Source organism: Bacteroides congonensis, from assembly GCF_900130125.1.
GTDB lineage: Bacteria > Bacteroidota > Bacteroidia > Bacteroidales > Bacteroidaceae > Bacteroides > Bacteroides congonensis.
Genome location: NZ_FQXY01000009.1, coordinates 225,407 through 249,893, shown reverse-complemented (window position 1 = coordinate 249,893; position 24,487 = coordinate 225,407). Strand labels below are relative to the sequence as shown.

At 43.0% G+C, this 24,487-nt stretch carries 15 protein-coding genes; 6 read left to right on the top strand and 9 right to left on the bottom strand.

Annotated features, from left to right (window positions below; all coding sequences use genetic code 11):
• Nucleotides 1-25: 25 nt before the first annotated feature.
• From BQ7997_RS07655 to BQ7997_RS07625, 7 genes are all read right to left on the bottom strand, one after another.
• Nucleotides 26-1,891 carry a right-handed parallel beta-helix repeat-containing protein gene (locus tag BQ7997_RS07655; protein ID WP_073345170.1) on the bottom strand — a complete coding sequence of 622 codons (1,866 nt, stop codon included), beginning with the start codon at nucleotides 1,889-1,891 and terminating at the stop codon, nucleotides 26-28.
• A gap of 29 nt (nucleotides 1,892-1,920) precedes the next feature.
• Complete coding sequence (locus tag BQ7997_RS07650; RefSeq protein WP_073345167.1) at nucleotides 1,921-4,017, bottom strand: aceric acid hydrolase; 2,097 nt, start codon at nucleotides 4,015-4,017, stop codon at nucleotides 1,921-1,923.
• Between the two features lie 143 nt (nucleotides 4,018-4,160).
• The gene (locus BQ7997_RS07645) at nucleotides 4,161-4,895 is read right to left on the bottom strand and encodes a DUF5131 family protein (protein ID WP_022140071.1); all 735 of its coding nucleotides are present in this window, start codon (nucleotides 4,893-4,895) and stop codon (nucleotides 4,161-4,163) included.
• 152 nt (nucleotides 4,896-5,047) lie between these two features.
• Entirely contained in the window at nucleotides 5,048-5,446 is a 399-nt protein-coding gene (locus BQ7997_RS07640) for a hypothetical protein (protein ID WP_022140070.1), read from the bottom strand.
• Between the two features lie 468 nt (nucleotides 5,447-5,914).
• Complete coding sequence (locus BQ7997_RS07635) at nucleotides 5,915-7,135, bottom strand: site-specific integrase (RefSeq protein ID WP_073345165.1); 1,221 nt, start codon at nucleotides 7,133-7,135, stop codon at nucleotides 5,915-5,917.
• 149 nt (nucleotides 7,136-7,284) lie between these two features.
• Entirely contained in the window at nucleotides 7,285-9,042 is a 1,758-nt protein-coding gene (locus BQ7997_RS07630) for a helix-turn-helix domain-containing protein (RefSeq protein WP_073345163.1), read from the bottom strand.
• Between the two features lie 303 nt (nucleotides 9,043-9,345).
• Nucleotides 9,346-9,891, bottom strand: a complete 546-nt coding sequence (locus BQ7997_RS07625) for a DNA polymerase ligase N-terminal domain-containing protein (protein ID WP_022140058.1) — start codon at nucleotides 9,889-9,891, stop codon at nucleotides 9,346-9,348.
• A 224-nt stretch (nucleotides 9,892-10,115) separates the two neighbouring features.
• Here BQ7997_RS07625 and BQ7997_RS07620 point away from each other — a divergent pair, with 224 nt between their 5' ends.
• The 6 genes from BQ7997_RS07620 (at nucleotide 10,116) to BQ7997_RS07595 (ending at nucleotide 21,564) form a co-directional block, all read left to right on the top strand.
• Entirely contained in the window at nucleotides 10,116-11,204 is a 1,089-nt protein-coding gene (locus BQ7997_RS07620; RefSeq protein ID WP_073345161.1) for a linear amide C-N hydrolase, read from the top strand.
• 150 nt (nucleotides 11,205-11,354) lie between these two features.
• Nucleotides 11,355-13,823, top strand: coding sequence for a glycoside hydrolase family 95 protein (locus BQ7997_RS07615; protein ID WP_073345158.1), 2,469 nt, complete (start codon nucleotides 11,355-11,357; stop codon nucleotides 13,821-13,823).
• Nucleotides 13,824-13,836: 13 nt separating this feature from the next.
• Nucleotides 13,837-15,042: a glycoside hydrolase family 88/105 protein gene (locus BQ7997_RS07610; RefSeq protein WP_073345156.1), complete on the top strand. Its 1,206-nt coding sequence runs from the start codon at nucleotides 13,837-13,839 to the stop codon at nucleotides 15,040-15,042.
• Nucleotides 15,043-15,163: 121 nt separating this feature from the next.
• On the top strand, nucleotides 15,164-16,615 hold the full coding sequence (locus BQ7997_RS07605; RefSeq protein WP_073345153.1) for a glycoside hydrolase family 140 protein: 1,452 nt from the start codon (nucleotides 15,164-15,166) through the stop codon (nucleotides 16,613-16,615).
• Nucleotides 16,608-20,474, top strand: coding sequence for a family 78 glycoside hydrolase catalytic domain (locus tag BQ7997_RS07600; RefSeq protein ID WP_073345150.1), 3,867 nt, complete (start codon nucleotides 16,608-16,610; stop codon nucleotides 20,472-20,474). Before BQ7997_RS07605 ends, BQ7997_RS07600 begins: the two co-directional genes overlap by 8 nt.
• Before the next feature lie 202 nt (nucleotides 20,475-20,676).
• Nucleotides 20,677-21,564 carry an SDR family NAD(P)-dependent oxidoreductase gene (locus tag BQ7997_RS07595; protein ID WP_073345148.1) on the top strand — a complete coding sequence of 296 codons (888 nt, stop codon included), beginning with the start codon at nucleotides 20,677-20,679 and terminating at the stop codon, nucleotides 21,562-21,564.
• Here BQ7997_RS07595 and BQ7997_RS07590 read toward each other — a convergent pair.
• Together BQ7997_RS07590 and BQ7997_RS07585 are read right to left on the bottom strand one after the other, a co-directional pair.
• Entirely contained in the window at nucleotides 21,539-22,330 is a 792-nt protein-coding gene (locus BQ7997_RS07590) for a patatin-like phospholipase family protein (protein ID WP_073345145.1), read from the bottom strand. The two genes, BQ7997_RS07595 and BQ7997_RS07590, sit on opposite strands and share 26 nt — an antisense overlap.
• 185 nt (nucleotides 22,331-22,515) lie before the next feature.
• The gene (locus BQ7997_RS07585; protein ID WP_073345143.1) at nucleotides 22,516-24,480 is read right to left on the bottom strand and encodes a 6-O-methylesterase; all 1,965 of its coding nucleotides are present in this window, start codon (nucleotides 24,478-24,480) and stop codon (nucleotides 22,516-22,518) included.
• Nucleotides 24,481-24,487 lie beyond the last annotated feature (7 nt).

Here is a 24,487-nt window from a genome sequence, read left to right as displayed (position 1 = left end):
TCTTTCTACTGCTTTCTATCAATTCCTATCTAAGATTCAACAAATCCTTATATTCACTCTCCAACCCTGCACGTTCACGAATAGCAGCATCCACTTTCGAACCATTATTCTCCCATACATTACCGGGGCCGTTGGCATTTTGCAAATACTTCTCTCCTTCCGTCCAGTTATCACGTACAGTAATAAAAGAAGAGCCTTCATCCGTATATAGATAAAACCAATGATTCGGGTCGTGTACATAACTTGGTTTGTAAATACTGTGCACACAATTCTCCGTTACATAACTTTTCGGCTGCGAGCCGAGGGTATAAACACCTGCCACATCGTACATATGCTTCGCATAATGATGAATCAGATTAGCATGTACACGGTTATTGCGCATACAATTTACTGTCTGCGTCCATCCCCAACCAAGGCTGATACCACTATAAGGAACTTCACAAATCTCGTTATGCTCTATGCGTATATCTCTCACATATCCTGCCGCAATAGCAAGACATCCCCAGTCTTCATTACCAACTTCTGTAAAATAGCAATTATTGATTTGCTGATATGCGCATACTTCCCGACTGTCAGCAGGTTCATAAGGCAAATGTGTTTCATGGGCAGCCGGAGAAAAACTGCCGACTAACAAACCATTCCCCGCAATATCACGGAAAAGACAACCACGAACAACGCCGCCCTGAACCGCTTCTTCATAATCCAGTCCCGTAGAACCTAAATGTTCAAAACGGCAACGCTCAAAATCAATCCGACTCGCAGCTATTACACTGACAGCAGCCGCAGGACGTCCCAGCCATCCTTGATTATCCAGTTGATGATTCAAATAATCCCGTTGCATCTTAGGGTCGATGCGGTATCCATCCGTCAAGTACATTCCTGCCTGAAGGGGCACGTGTCCTTTCTCTGACGGACGCATCCAGGTAGTATAAGAAAAAGTAATCTTCTCAAAACGGATATTGGAGACGGGACGATCCAGTGTCCCTTCTATCTGCACCAATGTTTCAATGGCAGGTACTATCACTTCTGTATCTGCATCCTGCATCTTCTCCCCTTCCCGTGGATAATAATAAACCTTACGGGCTTCTATATCATGGTACCATTCTCCCGGCACATCCAACAGTTCACGGGCATTTGTCAGATAGAAAGCGGAGTTATGCCCGTCCGTTGTCACCATCGGTCGTGGCCAGGGATGCTCGAACTGAATACGGCTTTCCGGCTGATGAAAACGTATCGCCGCACTATCTCCCTGCATTTCAAAAGAACGAATACGGAGATTGGCAACACACCACATTTGATGAAGTACCATTTCAGCATATCTGGCCTTCAAATTCCCTTTGCTGTCTACGAGCTTGCGCATCGCAACCGCAGGAACATAAAGAATTTCGTTCTTCTCATCCACACTGCAAATGCGATTCATCTTCTCGAAATCTTCCACATTCCGTGCACGAACGGCCTTTTCTCCATTCACCCATAACTGACGGAAATCCAACGGTCGTCCATTAAATGCCGGAACATCTGCCACCCACACTTTTCCTTGTTTTTTCCAGTCATTGATACGGATACCACCGCTCAAAATAACCTTTTTATCGGCTGCGGCACGAATTACTGTCGGAGACTCTTTCGTCCCACTATCTTCCGGCCGGATAAACACCGGCTCATATAGAGCATACGTTCCTTCTTCCATATAGATAGTGATTCCTCCCCGGACACGTTCATTTCCTGTCCTGCGCCACTCGCGTGCTTGTCGTAAAGCAGAAGTCAGAGTCGCTTTCGGAGATTGACGGGTACCGTCGTTCAAATCATTACCCTGTGCAGAAATCCATATCTCACCCGCTGACAACAGATAAGTGCACAACAGACATATAGTCGCTAAAAATAACTTTTTCATAGTTCTTCTTTCTTTTCTGTATAAGAGGATTATCTAGCCAATGGCATCCAAACAGTCATTTCTCCTTTTCCCCTGTTTCCCCAGGCATAATAGGGAATCAAACGAATATCCACTGTCTTTTCCACTTGAACGACCGGACGATAAAGCACGCCTTCCCAAGAAGGAGCAGACGCCAAACGTGCCGTCCCTTCAAGTGCGACAATCGGACTGCCTTCGATACTGATTTTCTTGGGCGTCAGTTTAATATCCGCAGGAATGAGGACATTATCAATCTTTTCTCCATCAGTTATATCCATACTTTCCAAACAGTAAACCAACGGGCCACGCTTCACTACTACCTGATTACGAATTTCCTCTGCCAACGGATGGGCTTCGAGCAAACGTACAGGCATATCCATTGTCAACTCCACCACGTCTCCCTTCTTCCATGTACGATTTACTTCCGCGTATGTATTCGCTTTTGCATGTATCTGCATCTCCTGTCCGTTTACTGTAAGTGTGGCTTTCTCACACCATTCGGGAATACGCAGAAAAAGAGAGAAAGCGCCTGCCTTCCGCGGAACTTTATCCAATGTCACACGTACAGTCCCATCCCATGGATAATCCGTTTCCTGTGTCAAGGCAATTTCTCCTTTATCTTTCCAAGTTGTAGTCAATGTATTTGCACCGTACAGATTGCAATAGATTCCTTCAGTTCCCAATGTATAAGCATAATTCTGCGCCTGACAAAGTGTACGCAATGTATTGGGCGGACAGCAGAAACAACTGATATATTCCGTCCGTTCTTTCGGCCAACGAAGTGTATAAGGCAGATCGGCACTGATACGCAACGGATTCGTATAGAAATACTTCTTACCATCCAAGCTGATACCACTCAATACACTATTATAAAGGCAAGTCTCTACGAGTTCCGCATACTTCGCATCTCCCGTCACTTCCAGCATACGCCAGTTGAACAGCATATTGCCGATATTGGCACATGTTTCATTATGCGCTGTACTATTCGGTAACTGATAAGGACGCCCATAACTCTGGTGTACTTTCTGAATACTGTCCGGTTCATAACAAGTACCATCAGGCGAGGTACCATCATAAAGCGCTCCGCAGGCTCCGGTCACATACATTTTGCGGGTGACAATATCATTCCAGATGCTGGTCAGGTTTTTCATTAACTGCTGTTCGCCTGTCTCCGCATATACATCCGCTACACCTGCATACAGATAATTGGCACGTACGGCATGCCCCATTGCGCGATACTGCTCACGGAAAGGAATACGATCCTGATTATCATCCGTACCATTCTCCACCATACCGCGAATATCAATCAGGTTCTTTGAAAGTTCAAGATAACGGGGATTTCCGGTAGCGCGATACATTTCGACTACGCCCATATAATGAGAAGGGCAAATGGCATTACGAGCCAGTTCGGCAGAAGCCGTTTCGTAAAAGTGACAAAGGAAATCCGTTGCCTTTACAGCGGCATCGAAGAGAGTTGTTTTTCCGGTGGCACGACGATGGACGATACCCGCCATCATCAGGTGTCCCAAATTATAAGTTTCAAAGTTCAAGCGATTGGCAAAAGCCCCCTTCTCGTCTTTCGCACCTACTTTCGTACCAATCACAGTCTGCTTGTGCTGATCGTCCAATGCATGAGAATCAACCCCTTTATTCAGTTCTTCAATGATAACAGGGGTATGTATGTAACCATCTGCACGTTGGGCTTTTATGACGCAAGCAATAAAGTTATCCATTAATTTATCCAGCTCAGGATCTTTATTGACGGCATAGACAGAAGCTACTCCTTCCATCCACTTATACATATCTCCGTCATGAAACGGTGGCCCCCAATGCTCCCCTTTGCACACACCGGCAGCAATTTCAAAATTACGGAAGCCATGAGAAACTTCCGGTGTATTCCAGGTGTTCCACATACTCTGCAAAGAAGTATGACTGAACACATTAAAACGATCTCCCCAAAATCCGTTTGTCCACTGTACTGCATTGACTCCGGTATTCGCCATTTTTGCAAAACGGCTCTGACTCATATCCGTCAGTCCGTTACTTTGCGCAAATGCTCCCGTAACGGTGGCGGAAGCTAAAAGAAATAACAGCTTTATCTGTTTCATTAATATGGATAATTTAAAATTTACACAACATCTTTATAAAAAGACGTGATTATCCACGTTTTGTACTCAACAAAACAAAAGCGAAGACTGTCCTGCCCGACAATCCCCGCTTTTCTTAAACTGTATCCGAAAAGAATGATCCGCTATTTTTCAGGAGTATAATTCAGTTCCGCCTTTCGTGCCTGCGAATGTTGAAACTGGCGGGCAACTTTATATTCGTGTCCGTCTTTCAGCAAATAACTGCCTGTCTGCTTGAACCAAAAGCCGACATTCGCTTCCACACACTGTCGTCGAATATCCAACACCCAGTCATAATCACACACACGGGCTTCTTTTCCCGATTCTCCTCCGGCAACGACTTGTTCCACCCAATCTCCCAGTTCTCCCCTAAAGTCAATCCGACTAAGAAGCGGCTCACAGATAATGATTTTATGTTTAATAGGAATTGCCTTATAAATAGGCAGACGATAATCCACTCTATCCTGATTCTCCATTGTGCAGCAAATCGTCACATTATCATACCCCTCTCCCCAATCGGCGGGCAGACATTGCTGTAATCTGTCAATTCGCTTGGTAATAAAAAGGAAACGGAGATCTTGTCGTATCCGCATCATCTCCCATGCTTCAGTGCGCCATTCGTCGGCATCCTCTATCAGAAAATCAGAAGTAAAACAAGTATAGACCAAATTACCTGACGGAATCTTATACGTCCCATTCTTTTTCTGTTGCAAAGGCAGATCAAACTTTTCCGTCTTTGTCACGACCGAACTATCCTTCCCATATTTACCATCCGTACGGTACACATAGCAATGACGGCACCCCTCACTCAGTTTGTGACAGCCATGCCAAAGATTCCACATTGATGCTTTTTCACCCATTCTCTTTTTTTCGTCAAATGTATGTTTTATCTGTCATATATCCATAAAAAAGAGTGCACCTTTTTTCTATAAAAGAAAAAGGTGCACAAAACACAAACAAAACAAACAATAGAGCGACCTTCACAGGCAGCCGGTCGGTTAAGACCATATCTTTAATCCGCCCATCTCGATGCAGGCAGTTTTTTCTTGCAGTATGCTTTCGTCCAGCTATAGGATTTTCTTTTCCTCAGATAAAGCGTATCTCCACAATGCTTCTTCGCTTCCCAGTCAAAGATAGAATGATGCCTGATCATCCTTTCCCACCAATAAAGAAAATGATATGTACACAAAGGTATTAACATAAACCACCACGAAAGCCACAAGGACAATCCCAAAGCCGGCAATAACATGAGAAAAAAACACTCTGTATATTGTCTTAAATGAATCCGGTTTTCCATTTCTTCCCAGATTTCCAAATATTTATAGCGAGTAAAACAGAAACCAAATATCATAAAAGAATGTTTCTTCTTACTGAGAAAACACTTCGCCAAACGACTGTTATATAAAATCATTATCCCTAATACTGTTTGTAAGTTCCACTTTGCAAATGTCCATATAATCGCGAAGATGGCAAATTGTATTCATGTCTAAGAGAACAATATCTGTCCGCAAACATGACTAATAGCATAAACTTCAAATCCCATGCTTCGAAATACATAAAAACATTCATCCAAAGACGTACACTTTTGTGTTATTTGCATAATTTGAGGTGTCTACATTCCGATTATCACAACAGAGTAACCACCCCAGTTTAACTGGTCACCGATATTGGAACATATATAATGAATAATATAAGCCCGAACATCTTTAATATTTTCACAAAGATACTATATTTATATGTATTTTATATGAAATATAGATAAAAATCATTCAATGATGCATTAAAATAAAAAGTGCACCCTCTCTCCCACCGGAAAGAAGATGCACAAACAAAATCTGCCTTCTGTATATTGAGGAGCACCTATCATGCCAAAACGTAACTAGAACAATTTAGTCACCATACTATTTACCTTATCGAGCAAGGACACATCGAATTCTTTCAAATAAACGCGTGTCATCTCTTCCGAAGTATGTCCCAAACCGGCACTGATTACAGAAACCGGCGCACCGTAGTCACGGGCAAGGGTAGCCCAGGTATGGCGCGCGGTATAAGTAGTTAAAGGTACTTTGATATCTATCATGGCAGCTATTCTTCTGAGATGACGGTTGATACGTCCTAATGCCAGGCGATATAACTTGTATTCAGATGAGTCTTGTTTGTTGAGAATAGGAAATATATATTCTCCCCCAGCTTTATATTTATCCATTATCTCCTGCATTTGAGGGGTTACGGCAATACGGATCAGTTGTTTCGACTTGTGGCGGGAATAGGTCAGTATGCCGTTGCAGATACTGGATTTTTTCAAAAGTACAATATCGACAAAAGCCATTCCCTGAGCATAGAAACTGAATAAATATAAATCACGGGCAAATTCCAGTTCCGGAGTATCTTCTAACATAAGGTTTGCAAGAGATTGAAGATTTCCCCGGGTCAGGGCACGTTTCACTGTCTTGGCCGGGCGGGTTTGCGCCTTGACAAAAGGATATTCACCCAGAGAATGGCAGCCATCCAGCATAGCTTGATTGTACAGAATTCTAAAATTCCGTAAGTAATAACTTACCGTATTACCGGTAACTCCGGTACTATACAAAAAATCCTCATAGCGCCGTACAAAGCGTAAATCAATTACCGGAATCCGAATATCCGAATTGTTCAGAAACTTGGCCAATGATGAACGTGTACTTTTGTATGCAGCAGCCATCCCTTCTTTCTTTAGAGTTTTTTTCCGTTCTATCTGTGTATCAATGTATCGCAACAAATAAAACTGCTGTCTGACATTTTTATGAACACACGGTACCAAAACATCTTCCACCGTAAAATAATCAGTGGTTCGTTCGAGCTGCCGGATTCTTGCGTTAATTGTACTTCTTATCTTCCTCAGTTCACGATTCATCTTCGTTATATCTGTAACAGAAAAAGCTGAATCCGTACCATTCGCAACAATCCTTTCTTCCTGCTCGTCAAAAGCTTCTTCTTTTATACGATAGCCCGTATATAGCAACTTCTTTCTTCTTTTATGTATCACCTGAAATACCAAAGGGTAACTGCCATTGTTCAATCTTCTAGCCTTATTCAACATGAGTTTTATTGATGTTATCATACCTTTATTTTTTTTGTTACTGTAAAATTACAAAGTTTACACGCAAAACAAGTGGTATATCGAAATGTTTAACTGCCGCACGAAGAAGCAATCATATTGGCAAAAGGCACATCTTATACCAATGCCTTTTGCCGATATTGATCCTATCTCTAGCCTACAATGGTCTTTATATAATCGGAAGGACAGATATTATAGAATTCCTTAAACTTTTTTCCAAAATATTTGGCGTCACAATACCCCAGCATAGTGGCTATTTCAGTATTGCTATACTGCTGGGAAGCCAAGAACTTGCGCGCCTTATCCATTTTAAATGAATAGATATAATTCTCCGGTGATTTTCCGGTTAGTTCTCTCATCTTGCTATAAAATGCCGTGCGACTTTTGCCGATATCAGTACAAAGTTGCTTTATCAAATATCTTTCTGACAAATTTTCTTCGAGGATTGAATTCACCTTTTCCATGAATTCCTGATCTTCTTTCGTTGACTTTTCCTTTGGAGACATTAAAGGAGAAATTGCATCTGACAAAAATTGTTTTATTCGCTCCCGCAAGACTAAATGGTTTTCTATCAGCATACGTATATTTGCCCTGAATTTGCAGATACTTTCAGTTCGCAACTCCAACCGATCCGCTCCACTTCCCAAATGGGACATATAGCTTTCATTATCGAATGACCTTATCAAAAGTACAATCGGCATATTCCCCACTATCTTGTCCGCTTTGATTCGGAAACAAAGAGCATCTCCACTTACTCCATTTACATTATCATCAATAATAACCGCATCAGGATTCAGGTAGATAATGTTTTTTATTAACAGATCCGGGTTATCAAGAACTGTAATCCGAAAATATCTCGACAAGTCCTTTTTCAAATAATCGCTAAATAACTTATCTCCCATAACTAACAGGATACAAGGCATATCCTTGATTTTAGAATATTGATTATCATCCTCCGGAATCTGAACTGAACTGTCGGAAGCACTTTTTGTTTCGGCTACTTTATGTTTTATAACGGGACATGACTGATTCCGGCAGCAACAGTCTGTCGGAATAACAATCCGAAAACTGACTGCCTTACCATATCCGTAACCTGTTATTTTTCCGCCGTGCAAATGAATGATTTTTCTCACAGTCCGTAAATCACTATAACCATATATAGGGAACATAACAGGAATAAGAGGAATTATCATCTTATTCCTGCCTTTCTCCGCAATCCCACAATTACTTACATATAGCTCCCACGAATTTATCGCATGTGTTATCTTTATGGATATGCAACACCCCGGTGCAGAAGTCTGAATCATTTTGTTCAAAAGATGTTGCAATGCCGCTGTCATAATATTCTCATTAATCCTACAACTTACACAATCCGGACATTCATTGACTACCAAACGTATCTGACGGGATTTCGCATACGGACGGCACTGATTCACAATGGAAGTGATATAGGTAAAAAGTTCAAAACTAATTGTGGATGTTTTGGGCTTGATTTTTCCATTCACTTTATCAAGTGTGGCAACATTGTGATTACAGTCTATTATACATTTAGTATACCCCAGTGCCTCTTCTATCTTTGGAGAAAGGGATTCCGGAAGATTATCGGTCCTAATATCTTCCAACTGGTTCTGTAATAATAGTAATGGCGTATGTACCGCATGAATCATATTTACTGTAAGCTTATATTTTTCATGTGACTGTAACCTTGAATTATAGTCCAACAAGAAATACACCAATAGACAAACAAACAGCCCAAGTCCAAGACTCTCCACAGGAACCACATACCCTAATAGAGACATATTGGGTAAAATTACATCAGCAGTTTGCTTACTATCTGCCAAATTGGCTCCGGCACTCAAAAAGAGTGAAGCCTGAAAATCTGATAACAAATTCAGGTAACAATTATTCATACTAGTATCGGATTAAATTAATTAATATTTTACACTTTCAACATAACACGCCTAATTCTTTTTATGCATGCCAAAAGTCGATGCAAGTGTAAACATTTTAACAGCCGCCGTACAGGTGGTTTCCGACATAATAAATGGGTGTTTTTTATCAAATGGTAACAAATTACGCTGTTACCTCAGAAATACAGGACTTAATCGCAATTTTACCGGTTCGGTATAGGCTACAGTCTCCATCCATTCAATCATAGGACTGCTGATATACCACTTTAGAAAAACCGATATGACAATTAATAATGGCAACAATTATAGAAAGACTTCATCATAGGAAGGAATATCTTTAGCATCATAAACATGAGCGACAGCAAATATATCTTCTTTTTTTATTAACAACCAGTCCTTCCCCTTCTCATCCATATTGGTACGTACAAGTGTAAATAATCCTTTGAGCTTATGCCCATGTAACTTAAACTCAAGTAGACCATGTTCGATAGCGGAAGATATGTCATGACTATTGCCGACATATGCGTATGTCCCACTATCCCATATCTCTACTTCACCCGCACCATAGTTACCCTCCGGTATCACTCCTTCAAAGTGGGCATAACTTAAAGGATGATCCTCCACTTGGATAGCCAACCTCTTGTCCTTAGGATTCATAGAAGGTCCCTTGGGCACCGCCCAGCTTTTCAATACTCCGTCTATTTCCAAACGAAAATCAAAATGAAGACGACTTGCCTCATGCTTTTGTACAACAAAAACAGGTATGCGGTTGGGAGTTTCCAACATCTCCGGTGACGGTTCCGAAGTCCTGCCAAATTGTCTTTTTTCCTGGTATTCTTTAAGACTCATATATTTTTATGATTTAAATGATTCAGCTCTATAACATTCCATAGACTTCTTTGTTTGCGGGTTTCATGCATTTTAATGGCTTTAAAAACGTATTTAATTTTACTAACTTAATAATTGCTTTCTTAAATCTGTCTTCTGGAAGTTTATTTGAATGTACTTAAATCAATAGAAATCACATAAACTAATTTCCCTTCAGATTTGTTTTTCAATGAAAAACAATTATTATGAAGAAGAATTTATCTGTTAATCAAGTAGTCATTGGCTGTCTGTTTGTATTCTTGTCTCCTTCTCTTGCAGAAGCCTGCACAGGCATTACTTTAAAAAGCAAAAATGATACTACTATCGTTGCAAGGACGATTGAATGGGGTGGAAGTGACATGAACAGCCAATATATCATTGTTCCAAGAGGGCATACCGAACAATCATTCACTCCGGATGGCATTGACGGAATGTTGTATGCCGCACGATACGGCTATGTAGGACTGGCTGTCGAACAAAAAGAATTCATAGCCGAAGGTCTGAACGAAGCCGGACTGTCAGCAGGATTGTTTTATTTTCCTCATTATGGTGAATATGAAAAATACAATCCGGCAGAGAAAGCAAAAAGTATTTCTGATTTACAACTCGTATCCTGGATTCTGGGAAAATGTAAAACTGTGGATGAAGTGAAAAAAGCAGTTCAAGAAGTACACGTGATTAATTTTATCCCACAAGCATCTACTGTTCATTGGCGTTTTACCGACACTTCCGGTCGCCAGCTGGTTTTGGAGATAGTTCAGGGCATCCCCCATTTTTATGAGAATAAATTGGGAGTACTGACAAATTCTCCCGGTTTTGAATGGCATCTGACGAATCTCAATAATTATGTCAACCTATACCCCGGATCAGCTCCGGCCAAACGTTTGGGTAATATAGAATTAAGTGCTTTCGGCTCTGGAAGCGGCTTTCTAGGTATTCCAGGTGATATAACTCCACCCTCCCGTTTTGTACGTGCCGCTTTTTATCAGGCAACGGCTCCCCAACAGGATACTGCCTTAAAGACCGTTCTTCAATGTTTCCAAATACTGAACAATTTCGATATACCGGAAGGGATAGAGTTTCCGGCAGGAGAAATTCCGGCAAATATTCCAAGCGCTACCCAATGGACTTCAGCGACAGACATAGCCAATCGAATCATTTATTTCCGTACGATGTATAATAGCGCTATACGCAGTATCGATTTACATTCGATTAATTTTTCTACTGTACGTTATCAAGCCGTACCGATGGATATTGTCAAACAACAGCCTGTTGAAAATATAAGAATAGAATAGAAAATACCGGAAGTATATCCACTATACATCTCTCTTCATTGTTCTGTAGAATAATACTTGCATTTCCGAGGCAAGATGTTTCACAGAATATGGGTACAAAAATCGTCTCCAATCGTCCTTTTATAAAAGTATAAAAGCAATTGGACAGAAATGAATAAAAAGAGATTAATCGGATATCTGTTTGTAATGGTGTCTGTAAGTTGTATTCATGCACAGGAAAAGAGAGCAGCCATGCAGGAATACAAATTATGGTACGACCGTCCTGCACAGGTATGGACTGAGGCTTTACCCTTGGGGAACGGTCGCCTGGGAGCTATGGTATATGGTACACCGGGTACAGAACAAATACAGCTAAACGAAGAAACCATTTGGGCAGGACGCCCCAACAACAACGCAAACCCGAATGCACTGGAATTTATTCCGAAAGTACGCGAACTTGTTTTTGCCGGAAAGTATCTGGAAGCACAGACCCTTGCTACAGAGAAAGTGATGGCGAAAACAAATTCGGGAATGCCTTACCAAAGTTTCGGTGACCTGCGAATCGCTTTTCCCGGACATACCCGTTATTCCAATTACTACCGGGAATTAAGTCTGGATTCGGCACGTGCCATCGTCCGTTATGAAGTGGACGGAGTGCAGTATCAGCGTGAGACAATCACCTCATTTACCGACCAGGTGATAATGGTCAGACTGACAGCCAACCGTCCGGGGCAGATTACCTTCAACGCCCAATTGACTTCTCCCCATCAAGACGTTATGATTTCTTCCGAAGAAGGAAACTGTGTCACGCTTTCAGGTGTGTCTTCCTGGCATGAGGGACTGAAAGGAAAAGTGGAATTTCAGGGACGGTTGAGCGCACAAAACAAGGGCGGGAAACTAGCTTGTACTGACGGCATCCTTTCCGTTGAAGGGGCTGATGAAGCCATCGTATATGTATCTATCGCTACCAACTTCAACAATTATCTGGATATTACAGGCAATCAGACTGAAAGGGCTAAAGAATACCTGTCTAAAGCTATGATGCATTCTTATGCGGAAGCCAGGAAAAGTCATACAGATTTCTATCGCCGATATCTGACCAGAGTGTCTTTGAATTTAGGCGAAGACCAATATAAAAATGTAACAACCGACAAACGGGTAGAGAATTTCAAAGAAACGAATGATGCCCATTTGGTTGCCACATACTTTCAGTTCGGGCGTTATCTGCTGATTTGTTCCTCGCAACCGGGCGGACAGCCTGCCAACCTGCAAGGTATATGGAATGATAAACTATTCCCTTCATGGGACAGCAAATATACCTGCAATATCAATCTGGAAATGAATTACTGGCCTTCGGAAGTTACGAACCTGAGCGAACTGAACGAACCTCTTTTCCGACTGATAAAGGAAGTAAGCGAAACAGGAAAGGAAACTGCTAAAATCATGTATGGAGCTGACGGTTGGGTATTGCATCACAACACAGACATATGGCGTGTCACAGGAGCTATTGACAAAGCTCCCTCAGGTATGTGGCCGAGTGGCGGAGCATGGCTCTGCCGTCATTTATGGGAACGTTATCTCTACACGGGAGATGTAGATTTCCTGCGTTCCGTTTATCCCATACTAAAAGAATCGGGACGTTTCTTTGATGAAATCATGGTCAAAGAACCTGTACACGGTTGGCTGGTAGTCTGTCCAAGCAATTCACCGGAGAATGTACACTCAGGCAGTAACGGCAAAGCAACCACAGCCGCCGGATGCACAATGGACAATCAATTGATTTTCGACCTTTGGACGGCTATTATTTCGGCGTCCGACATATTGGATACTGATAAAGAATTCGCCACTCACCTGTCACAACGTCTCAAGGAAATGGCTCCCATGCAGGTGGGACATTGGGGACAGTTACAAGAATGGATGTTCGATTGGGACGATCCGAATGACATACACCGTCATGTATCCCATCTTTACGGGCTATTCCCCAGCAACCAGATTTCCCCTTACCGCACTCCCGAATTATTCGATGCCGCACGCACTTCGCTCATTCATCGCGGAGATCCTTCGACCGGTTGGAGCATGGGATGGAAAGTCTGCCTTTGGGCACGTCTGCTTGACGGCGACCATGCCTACAAACTGATAACAGACCAGTTGACCCTTGTACGCAACGAGAAGAAAAAAGGCGGCACCTACCCTAACCTGTTCGATGCGCACCCGCCTTTCCAAATTGACGGAAACTTCGGTTGCACCGCAGGTATCGCCGAAATGCTGATGCAAAGTTACGACGGTTTTATCTATCTGCTCCCTGCGCTTCCTTCTCTTTGGAAAGAGGGTTCTATCAAAGGAATTATTACCCGTGGCGGTTTTGAACTCGACTTGAGTTGGAGCAACGGGAAAGTTAGCCGTTTGGTTATAAAATCCCATAAAGGTGGCAACTGTCGTCTGCGCTCGCTCAACCCGTTGACAGGCAGAGGACTGAAACGTGCCAAAGGGGAAAATCCGAATCCTCTCTATGCTGTTCCTACTATTCCCGAACCATTAATCAACGAAAAAGCCAACCTGAATAAGGTGGTGGTTACAGACACTTATATCTATGACCTGCCCACCAAAGCAGGACAGGAATATATATTGACCGGAAAATAATAACTCAACCGATATGAACAGAAACTTATCAAAACTGATTGTCGCTTGCGGAGCTGCTTGTTTTATCGCATGCACGGCACCTCAGAAAGCAGAAACAGAAAAATGGAGTGAACGTATGGCACGCTCCGAAATGAAACGTTTTCCCGAACCCTGGATGATTGAGAAAGCCAAGAAACCACGTTGGGGATATACCCACGGTCTTGTGGTTAAGTCCATGCTCGAAGAATGTAAACATACGGGCGACAGCACCTACTATGATTATGCAAAAATCTATGCAGACAGCCTGATTGATGCCGACGGACGTATCAAAACCATGAAATATCTTTCATTCAACATTGATAATGTCAACGGTGGCAAGATTCTTTTTGACCTTTACGCACAGACAGGAGACGAACGTTACAAGATTGCCATGGATACCTTACGCAAGCAAATGGCGGAACAACCCCGTACAAGCGAAGGCGGATTCTGGCATAAACTGAGATACCCGCACCAAATGTGGCTGGACGGAATCTTTATGGCTTCTCCGTACTTGGTTCAATATGGCACCACTTTTGATGAACCGGGCTTATTTAATGAAGCTGTAAAGCAGATTCTTCTCATAAACCGAAAGACTTATGATCCTGCAACCGGACTGTATTATCACGGTTGGGACGAAAGCCGTGACCAAACATGGGCAAATCCCGAAACGGGCTGCTCCCCTAACTTCTGGAGCCGCAGTATCGGATGGTACGGAGCCGCCATTGTCGATGTACTCGATTATCTTCCACAAGAAACTGCCGGACGCGACAGTGTGATGCAGATTCTTCAGGGACTGGCCAAGACACTGGTGAAATATCAAGATCCTCAATCGGGCACCTGGTATCAAGTGACCGATCAGGGAGCACGCGAAGGAAATTATCTTGAATCTTCGGCAACGGCACTATTTATCTATACACTTGCCAAAGCTATCAATAAAGGATATATCGGCAAAGAATATATTGAACCCACACAAAAAGCCTTCGAGGGTATGGTTAATACATTCACCCGCCTTGAAGAAGACGGCAGCTATACAATCACCAACTGCTGCGCAGTTGCCGGATTGGGTGGAGATTCTAAAAGATACCGTGACGGCTCATTCGAATATTATATCAGTGAGCCGATTATCGAAAACGATCCGAAATCGGTAGGTTCGTTTATTTTGGCTGCTATTGAATACGAGAAAATGATAGAGAAAAAATAATATTCAGGCACGGATTACGCTGTTGCTATATGCAATCATATTTCTAAAAACCGTGAAATCCGTGTATTCCGTACCTGAATACGAAATCATTAGTACAATAAACTAAAAACGATAAAATACAATGAGAAAATTCAAGATTATTCCTCTTTTGTTGCTGCTATTGACACTGGCTACTTCGGTTGCAGCACAAAAGAAAACACAAAAGACGTATATCCCCTGGGACAATGGCAAGCTCGTCGTTTCCGAAGAGGGACGCTATCTGAAACACGAAAACGGTACTCCTTTCTTCTGGCTCGGAGAAACAGGATGGCTGCTCCCCGAACGGTTGAACCGTGACGAAGCCGAATATTATCTGGAACAGTGCAAACGTCGCGGATACAATGTGATTCAAGTTCAGACGTTGAATAATGTACCATCCATGAATATCTACGGACAATATTCAATGATAGACGGATATAATTTCAAAAACATCAATCAGAAAGGTGTATATGGTTATTGGGATCATATGGATTATATCATCCGTACGGCTGCAAGAAAAGGTATGTACATCGGTATGGTTTGTATATGGGGAAGCCCTGTGAACCGTGGAGAAATGAATGTAGAACAGGCGAAAGCCTATGGCAAGTTCCTGGCGGAACGTTATAAAGACGAGCCGAACATTATCTGGTTTATCGGCGGTGATATTCGTGGTGACGTAAAGACAGCCGAATGGGAAGCATTGGCGACCTCTATCAAGGCAATCGACAAAAATCACCTGATGACTTTCCATCCACGCGGCAGAACGACTTCGGCAACCTGGTTCAATGATGCCCCCTGGCTGGATTTCAACATGTTCCAAAGCGGACACCGCCGTTACGGACAACGTTTCGGTGACGGTGACTACCCTATCGAAGAAAATACGGAAGAGGACAACTGGCGCTTCGTTGAACGTAGTATGGCTATGAAACCGATGAAACCTGTGATTGACGGAGAGCCTATCTATGAAGAAATCCCTCACGGCCTGCATGACGAAAATGAATTGTTATGGAAAGATTATGATGTACGCCGTTATGCTTATTGGTCGGTCTTTGCAGGTTCTTTCGGACATACGTATGGACACAATTCCATCATGCAGTTTATCAAACCGGGTGTAGGTGGTGCCTATGGAGCAAAGAAACCCTGGTATGATGCTTTAAACGATCCCGGTTATAATCAAATGAAATATCTGAAAAACTTGATGCTGACTTTCCCATTCTTTGAACGCGTACCGGATCAGTCCATTATCGCAGGTCAGAACGGAGAACGTTACGACCGTGCCATCGCTACACGCGGTAATGATTATCTGATGGTATATAATTATACCGGACGTCCGATGGAAGTCGATTTCAGTAAAATCAGCGGTGCAAAGAAGAATGCCTGGTGGTATACAACGAAAGACGGCAAACTGGAATATATCGGTGAGTTTGATAATGGTGTGCACAAATTCCAACATGATAGCGGTTATTGCAGCGGCAACGATCATGTCCTGATTGTTGTAGACAGCAGTAAAGATTATCTAAATAAAGACTGGACGGAAATCAATGCTCATGAATAAAAGAATTTTTATATTATCTATATTATCTCTTCTGTTCTTTGCAGGTTCGCTACGTGCATCTATAGGCATAACTGACCTGCGAGTAGAGCAGCTAAAGAGCCCGATAGGTATCGATGTACGCCAGCCCCGACTGGGTTGGCGTATCGAATCGGATGAACAGAATGTGATGCAAACAGCGTATCACATTCTTGTTGCATCTTCTCCCGAGCTATTGGCGCAAGGGAAAGGAGATATCTGGGACTCGGGAAAAATAGAGTCCGACGCTTCCCAATGGATCACTTATCAGGGAAAGTCTCTAAAACGTAATACTCCCTACTATTGGAAAGTGAAAGCATATACCAATAAAGGTGAAGCAGACTGGAGTGCTCCGGCTTCCTGGAGCATGGGATTACTCAACGAAGCAGACTGGCAAGGCCAGTGGATTGGTTTGGATCGTGCCGCACCCGGTGATAGTGAGACGCAATGGAGTCGCCTGGCAGCCCGTTACCTTCGCAAAGAATTTGCTTTAAGCAAAGAAGTGAAGCGTGCAACGATACACATTGCCGGAATGGGACTTTACGAATTGTTTATCAACGGACAGCGTATCGGCAACCAGGTATTGGCGCCCGCTCCTACCGACTACCGGAAAACAATTCTGTATAATACCTACGATGTAACTTCTCAACTTCAGAAAGAAAACGCCATCGGAGTTACTTTAGGAAATGGCCGTTTCTATACGATGCGTCAGAATTACAAACCATACAAGATACCGACGTTCGGTTATCCCAAACTTCGTCTGAATCTGATTGTCGAATATACGGATGGCAGCAAAGAAACAATTTCTACAAACACTTCATGGAAATTGACTACCGAAGGCCCTATTCGCAGTAACAACGAATATGACGGTGAAGAATATGATGCCCGCAAGGAACTGGGAAACTGGACACAAAGCGAATATGATGACAAGAACTGGATGCCGGCACAACGGGTAAGTATTCCTTCGGGAACATTACGCGCCCAAATGATGCCGGGTATGAAAGTAACGGAAACATTGAAACCTGTTTCTATCAAAAAGCTTGGTGATAAATACATTCTGGACTTCGGCCAGAATATGGCAGGTTGGGTACGTTTCCGCATTAAAGGACAGACAGGTGACAGTATCCGTCTCCGCTTCGCGGAAACCTTGCAGGCTAATGGAGAACTCTTTACCAGAAATCTGCGTGATGCCCGTTCCACGGATGTATATATTGTAAACGGGCGGGAAGATAAAGACGCTACCTGGGCACCCCGTTTCATTTATCATGGCTTCCGCTATGTAGAAGTCAGCAATTATCCTGACGCAAAGGCGGAAGACTTCGTTGCTGAAGTAGTAGAGGATGAAATGGAACATACGGGTTCTTTCAGTTGTTCCGATGAGACGCTTAACAAGATTGTCCGTAACGCATCTTGGGGAATCCGGAGTAATTATAAAGGTATGCCGGTAGACTGTCCGCAACGCAATGAACGTCAGCCCTGGCTAGGCGACCGCACTATGGGTTGTTGGGGAGAAAGTATGCTTTTCGATAATCACGCCATGTACACCAAGTGGGCACGTGACATCTGCGAAGCACAACGTGAAGATGGCTGTATTCCCGATGTAGCTCCGGCTTACTGGAACTATTACTCGGACAATGTGACCTGGCCTACTGCCTTACCTATGGCATGTGATATGCTTTTCACCAATTTCGGCGACAAACGTCCGATAGAAATAAATTATCCGGCTATCAAGAAGTGGGTGTCCCACATTCGTGAATACTACATGACCAAGGATTACATCATTACCAAAGACAAATATGGTGACTGGTGTGTTCCGCCCGAGTCATTGGAACTCATTCACAGCAAAGACCCTTCCCGCAAAACGGACGGTTCACTTATCGCCACTGCTTATTATCTGAAAGTGTTGCAACTGATGCATCGTTTTGCAAGTTTACAAGGCCTGAAGGATGACGCAGAAGAATGGGAAGACTTGGAGCATCGCATGAAAGATGCGTTCAATGCCCGTTTCCTGCATATAAATGAGGGAACTTCCCTTGTTCCGGGACATACATTATACCCGGACAGCATCTACTATGGCAATAATACGGTTACTGCAAACATTCTGCCGCTTGCTTTCGGTCTGGTTCCTAAAAATCACATCAAAGAAGTAGCCAAGAATGCCGTTACCTCTATTATTATAACTAACAAAGGACATATCAGTACCGGAGTAATCGGCGTACAATGGCTATTGCGTGAATTAAGCCGTCGCGGTCATGCCGATGTGGCTTACTTGCTTGCTACCAATAAAACATATCCTTCCTGGGGATACATGGTTGAAAAAGGCGCTACTACCATTTGGGAATTATGGAACGGTGATACGGCAAATCCTGAAATGAATAGTGGCAACCACGTGATGCTTTTAGGAGATTTATTACCCTGGTGTTTCAATAATCTCGCAGGTATCCGGGCAGACCGTTGGAAATCCGGTTATAAGCATATTGTCTTTCAGCCGGCTTTTGAAGTCCAGGAGCTAAATAATGTAGACGCATCCTATATGAGCATCTACGGAAAGATAAGCAGCCGATGGAGCAAAACGCCCACGCATTTGGAATGGGACATCGAGTTTCCCGCCAATACAACAGGCGAAGTACATCTTCCGGATGGAAGAAAAGAGCGAATAGGATCAGGAAAATATCATTTCAGTGTGGATATACCGACTAAGAATACAGCTATTCTCAGTGATGAATTTCTATACGAAAAAGCTTCTTTCCCCGAATGCCATGGAGCTACTATCGTAGAAACGAAGAACGGCGATCTTGTTACTTCATTCTTCGGTGGAACGAAAGAACGTAATCCCGACTGTTGTATATGGGTATGTCGCAAGCCGAAAGGCGCTAAAGAATGGACTGCTCCCCAACTTGCCGCTGACGGGATATTCTCACTCAAAGACCCGCAAGCTATCCTAGCGGGAATTGATTCTACTTGTACGCCTGTAAAAGACGCAAAAGGAAAACTGATTGCCCGCCGGAAAGCCTGTTGGAATCCGGTACTTTTTCAGATTCCCGGTGGCGATTTGATTCTGTTTTATAAAATAGGTCTGAAAGTAAGTGACTGGACAGGATGGCTGGTTCGTTCACGTGACGGTGGAAAGACATGGAGCAAACGCGAACCTCTGCCGAAAGGTTTTCTTGGGCCTATCAAGAATAAACCGGAATATATTAACGGACGTATAATCTGCCCTTCCAGTACGGAAGGCAGTAATGGCTGGCGTGTTCACTTTGAGATTTCAGACGATAAAGGAAAGACTTGGAAGATGGTAGACCCGTTGGATGCAGAATTATCCGTACCTACTCAAAACCGTAAAAAAGGGGGGATAAACGTAGATGACCAGGAAGGTGGAGAAGCAATCAAAGGAGAAGGCGCAAAACCGATTTATGCCATACAACCCAGTATTCTGAAACATAAGGACGGAAGACTACAAGTGCTTTGCCGTACACGCAACGCACAGATAGCGACTGCCTGGAGTAGCGATAACGGAGATACATGGAGCAAGGTTACATTGCTGGATGTTCCGAATAATAATTCAGGAACGGATGCCGTGACTATGAAAGATGGCAGGCATGTGCTTATCTATAACAACTTTTCAACGCTACCCGGAACTCCCAAAGGGCCTCGCACTCCGCTCTGCATAGCAGTATCAGAGGATGGAATCAGTTGGAAGCCTGTTCTCACATTGGAAGATAGCCCGATCAGCCAATACTCATATCCTAGCATTATCCAAGGCAAGGACGAAAAACTACATGCTGTTTATACCTGGCGTCGCCAACGAATCAAATATGCAGAAATAAATCCAAAGAACTTTTAAGAATCAAACTGTCGTTTGACTAAAATCGACCGCCCGTTTTAACAGAAACGAGCGGTCGATTTGTTATAATCATACGGTCGTTCCCCACAAATTGAACAGTCATTTCTTGTGAATTGAGCAGTCGTTTCTATCCAATCGAGCGGTCGATTCTTTGCATATATCCTTTTTATATTTTACATTTGCCAATAAATAGATAATAACAATGGCAGATAATTATTTAGAAAGACAAAGGGAACAATACGAAGCTAGAAAAGCTGCTTGGAAACAGGCGCAAAAGTATGGCAAAAAGAAATCTGCAACAACTCACACGGTCAAATCGGAACAGGCAGTTGAAAACGAGCCAAAAGCAGAGAATCTGAAAAGAAAAGTGTTCGTTACCGGTGGTGCGAAAGGTATAGGTAAAGCAATAGTAGAAGCTTTCTGTCAGGCTGGAAATCAAGTCTCCTTTTGCGATATAAACGAAGTAGCAGGCCGACAGACTGCTAAAGAAACCGGAGCTATATTCTATCAGGTAGATGCCAGTGATAAAGATGCGCTTGAGAACTGTATGCAGCAGATTCTGAAAGATTGGGGAGACATTGACATTATCATCAACAATGTAGGAATCAGCAAGTTCTCTCCTATCACAGAGACAAGTGTAGAGGATTTCGATAAGATTCTGTCCGTGAATCTGCGTCCTGCATTTATCACCTCACGATTGCTTGCCATTCATCGTAAAGCACAATCCTCTCCCAACCCATATGGAAGAATTATCAATATCTGCTCTACACGCTATCTGATGAGCGAGCCGGGAAGTGAAGGTTATGCTGCTTCCAAGGGTGGAATCTATTCGTTAACCCATGCTTTGGCCTTATCACTTTCCGAATATAACATTACAGTTAATTCCATCGCACCGGGATGGATACAAAATCATGATTACGACCAGCTCCGCCCGGAAGATCATTCACAACATCCTTCCCGACGAGTGGGAAAACCGGAAGATATTGCCCGTATGTGTTTATTCCTCTGTCAGGAAGAGAATGACTTTATCAATGGAGAAAACATGACCATTGACGGTGGAATGACTAAAAAGATGATTTATGTTGAGTAAAGTCCTGTAATGCCTGTCGGGCGACTTCAACTCCTGTTTCCACAATAGCGGCCGCATGATGGAATTCCATCATATCATAAGCATTGCCGGACATTTGAATTAACAGGTCGGGCTGACAATGGTCTACCTGATAACGGGTGATTTGCTGCATCATCATCCTTGAAGATTCCGTCAACAGATTGTATGGACTCATCTTCTTTTTCTTGCCGCAATCGACCGGAGCATTCACATCAACTGCTATCAGAATATCCCCTTCCGTGCGCTGCACATGGCTTAACGGGAGAGGATTCAAAATACCACCATCAATTAAAACCATACCGTCTTTTCGTAAAGGACGGAAAAGCATGGGTATGGATATAGAAGCGCGAATCGCTTCATGCAGACTTCCCCGGTCGAACCGTACTTCCTGGTCACGGACAATATCCGTAGCCATTGCCACATAAGGAATCGGCAAATCCTCAATATTCATATCGGGGATAATCTGCTTTAATTCTTTGATAAAGCGGTCACCTTTCACCAGTCCGTCCCTGCTCAATGTGAGGTCTGCCAATTCCCACATCTTACGTTTATCCCAATGGTATAGCCACTCTTTGCACTCTTCCATTTTTCCCGAAGCGTACATCGCTCCCACCATTGCTCCCATAGAGCTTCCTGAAATAGAGGTTATCTCAAAATCATGGCGTAGTAATTCTTCAATTACTCCAATATGTGCTATTCCACGTGCTCCACCCATAGAAAGCACCAATGCTACTTTTTGCTTGCTCATATAATATACTATTCTGTTAGTCGTTTACAAGATAACACATTTTTCTCGAAAAAGATGTTTAATTCCGATTTATAATCGGATTGACTGATTGAAAACCGATAATAGAAGAAAGGCAGTAAACCACTGAAAAAGTGGTTTACTGCCTTTCCTTTATAGTCTTTTATTCGGATTCGGATAAAGTGATTCTACTTCTTTCCTTGAGCTTTCTTTTCTGCGTTTCGCTTGTTTACATAGTCCTTAAACATCTGACGCCAGTTGCGGCCATGTTCATTAAAGTACTGTTCGCACTTGGTTTTATAGATTTCAAAGATAGCAGAAATCTGCTTCATATTCTTATAGTCAATAGCCTGTTCACGCGCCAGTTTCAATTGTTCCAGAACAAACGCAGTTTCTTCTTCTGTCATATTGGGGACAATAGCCTGATATCCTTTCAATGTAAATGCTACCTTACCGACTGTATATTTATCAAGTATTTGCTCTACTTGTTCTTCCGTCAACACTCTGCTCAAGCCTTTCATCAGTCTTTCATGTACTTCTTTCGGCATGGCAGAATCGGCTATCATTTCGCGGTCGAGTTTGCTTAATGGTTTGCCTGTCAATGGATTGATACCGGCAGGAATTGTTGTATAGGGATGGTCGTTGTGCCAATCACGTACCTGACGCAAATGATTATAAATAGTTGTTACGGCAAATCCGGCTTTCTTATCATCATTCAAATTCAGTGAAGCTACCCAGTCCATCGCTTTTTTCTCAAGAGAAGCATCCGATTTCAGTTTGGCAAACACTTTCTTATCAAAGTAAGCCGCTACCTTATCAAATGAACGGATGGCACCTTCAGGAAGTAATTCACCGTTTTCTCCGAAGCTGTACATGGCAGATTCCGGTTCAATGGTAACCTTGCTTTCATCCAACATCTTCTTATTCAAATTGAATACGTCCGCGAAAAAGTCATAGACTGCATTCCGCTTATTAGGGCCGAAGTCATGCTTTTCTTTCGGGAGATGTACATTGGTTACTTTATCTTTTGCATTATAGAACCCGTATATTCTCTGCAAATAAGGAAATTCCAAAGTAGGAACGCTTGCTGTCCAGTCTCCACCGTCAGAAACAATCAATTGCGGACGGGGGGCAAAAATAGCTGCCAATTCTGCGTTACAAGTCCCGCCCGCAGAAAGTTGAATCGGCATTCCGCTTTCACAAGGGCATCCACCGTCGAAATGGGAAGCCAGACTTACCACCGGAGCAGAAGCAGTAAAACGGTCATCCAGCACGCTTAATAAAACAGTATGTGTGCCGCCACCTGAGCCACCGTTCGCTCCGATACGGTTAGTATCAATATCTTTGCGGGAAGCAAGCATGTAGTCAAGAATCAGCAAACCGTTCATTGCCTGGATAGTGTGCGCCGCACTGCTACGATGTGCCGCACTTCCCACTTGCAGAATAGACTCACCCCATCCGAACAAATCATAATCTACACAAATAGCTCCCATACGGGCAAGTGTTCCCATACGCTGCTGCTGATCTTCACGATAGCGACCGCCACCGAAATGTCCGTTCGGACAGATAATCAATGCATGTTTTCCTTTTGATTGGGGTGTATAGATAGAACCGCAGACATATAAACCGGGCAACGTTTCAAGCGCAAAATTCTGTACAGTATAGCTGTCAAACTTACGTATCTTTGAAAGAATTGGCTTTGATTTCACACATTGAGCCAGTAAAGCATCCATCCCCAAACGTTGGCGGACTTCCTTTTTTAGAGAATCGGCACGAAGCTGAAAAGCTTGTTTGTCCGCATATAGCGTATTAAGATAAGCTAGCATCTTTTCCCCATCCGCATCTGTACGGCGTGGATACTCATATGCTTTTAACTTATACATATTCCCTTTCTGCTTGACAAACTTATAGTCAAAAGGTGCCAGTACGTTTGTCAGCGACTCTTCTACCGAATAAGGGCGGATACGGAAATCAGCATAGGACAACACCTTGCCTACCGTATCAATATCATACTTTAACCGTACTCCAAAACGGTTCTGAATATCTGACAGGACTTCATTCAAGGGACGGGCAAATTCCGTCTCATATGTTTGTGTTTGCGCTTCTGCCGAAAGGGATGCGGCAAGAAGCATTGTGAAAAGGATTCGTTTCATTTTCTGA

Excerpts from the sequence above, each read along its gene's own strand:
- BQ7997_RS07650 (WP_073345167.1), bottom strand. The coding sequence starts at position 4,017 with ATGAAACAGATAAAGCTGTTATTTCTTTTAGCTTCCGCCACCGTTACG.
- BQ7997_RS07590 (WP_073345145.1), bottom strand. The coding sequence starts at position 22,330 with ATGAGCAAGCAAAAAGTAGCATTGGTGCTTTCTATGGGTGGAGCACGT.
- BQ7997_RS07615 (WP_073345158.1), top strand. The coding sequence starts at position 11,355 with ATGAATAAAAAGAGATTAATCGGATATCTGTTTGTAATGGTGTCTGTA.
- BQ7997_RS07610 (WP_073345156.1), top strand. The coding sequence starts at position 13,837 with ATGAACAGAAACTTATCAAAACTGATTGTCGCTTGCGGAGCTGCTTGT.
- BQ7997_RS07595 (WP_073345148.1), top strand. The coding sequence starts at position 20,677 with ATGGCAGATAATTATTTAGAAAGACAAAGGGAACAATACGAAGCTAGA.
- BQ7997_RS07605 (WP_073345153.1), top strand. The coding sequence starts at position 15,164 with ATGAGAAAATTCAAGATTATTCCTCTTTTGTTGCTGCTATTGACACTG.
- BQ7997_RS07645 (WP_022140071.1), bottom strand. The coding sequence starts at position 4,895 with ATGGGTGAAAAAGCATCAATGTGGAATCTTTGGCATGGCTGTCACAAA.
- BQ7997_RS07635 (WP_073345165.1), bottom strand. The coding sequence starts at position 7,135 with ATGATAACATCAATAAAACTCATGTTGAATAAGGCTAGAAGATTGAAC.
- BQ7997_RS07640 (WP_022140070.1), bottom strand. The coding sequence starts at position 5,446 with ATGATTTTATATAACAGTCGTTTGGCGAAGTGTTTTCTCAGTAAGAAG.
- BQ7997_RS07585 (WP_073345143.1), bottom strand. The coding sequence starts at position 24,480 with ATGAAACGAATCCTTTTCACAATGCTTCTTGCCGCATCCCTTTCGGCA.
- BQ7997_RS07625 (WP_022140058.1), bottom strand. The coding sequence starts at position 9,891 with ATGAGTCTTAAAGAATACCAGGAAAAAAGACAATTTGGCAGGACTTCG.
- BQ7997_RS07630 (WP_073345163.1), bottom strand. The coding sequence starts at position 9,042 with ATGAATAATTGTTACCTGAATTTGTTATCAGATTTTCAGGCTTCACTC.
- BQ7997_RS07600 (WP_073345150.1), top strand. The coding sequence starts at position 16,608 with ATGAATAAAAGAATTTTTATATTATCTATATTATCTCTTCTGTTCTTT.
- BQ7997_RS07620 (WP_073345161.1), top strand. The coding sequence starts at position 10,116 with ATGAAGAAGAATTTATCTGTTAATCAAGTAGTCATTGGCTGTCTGTTT.
- BQ7997_RS07655 (WP_073345170.1), bottom strand. The coding sequence starts at position 1,891 with ATGAAAAAGTTATTTTTAGCGACTATATGTCTGTTGTGCACTTATCTG.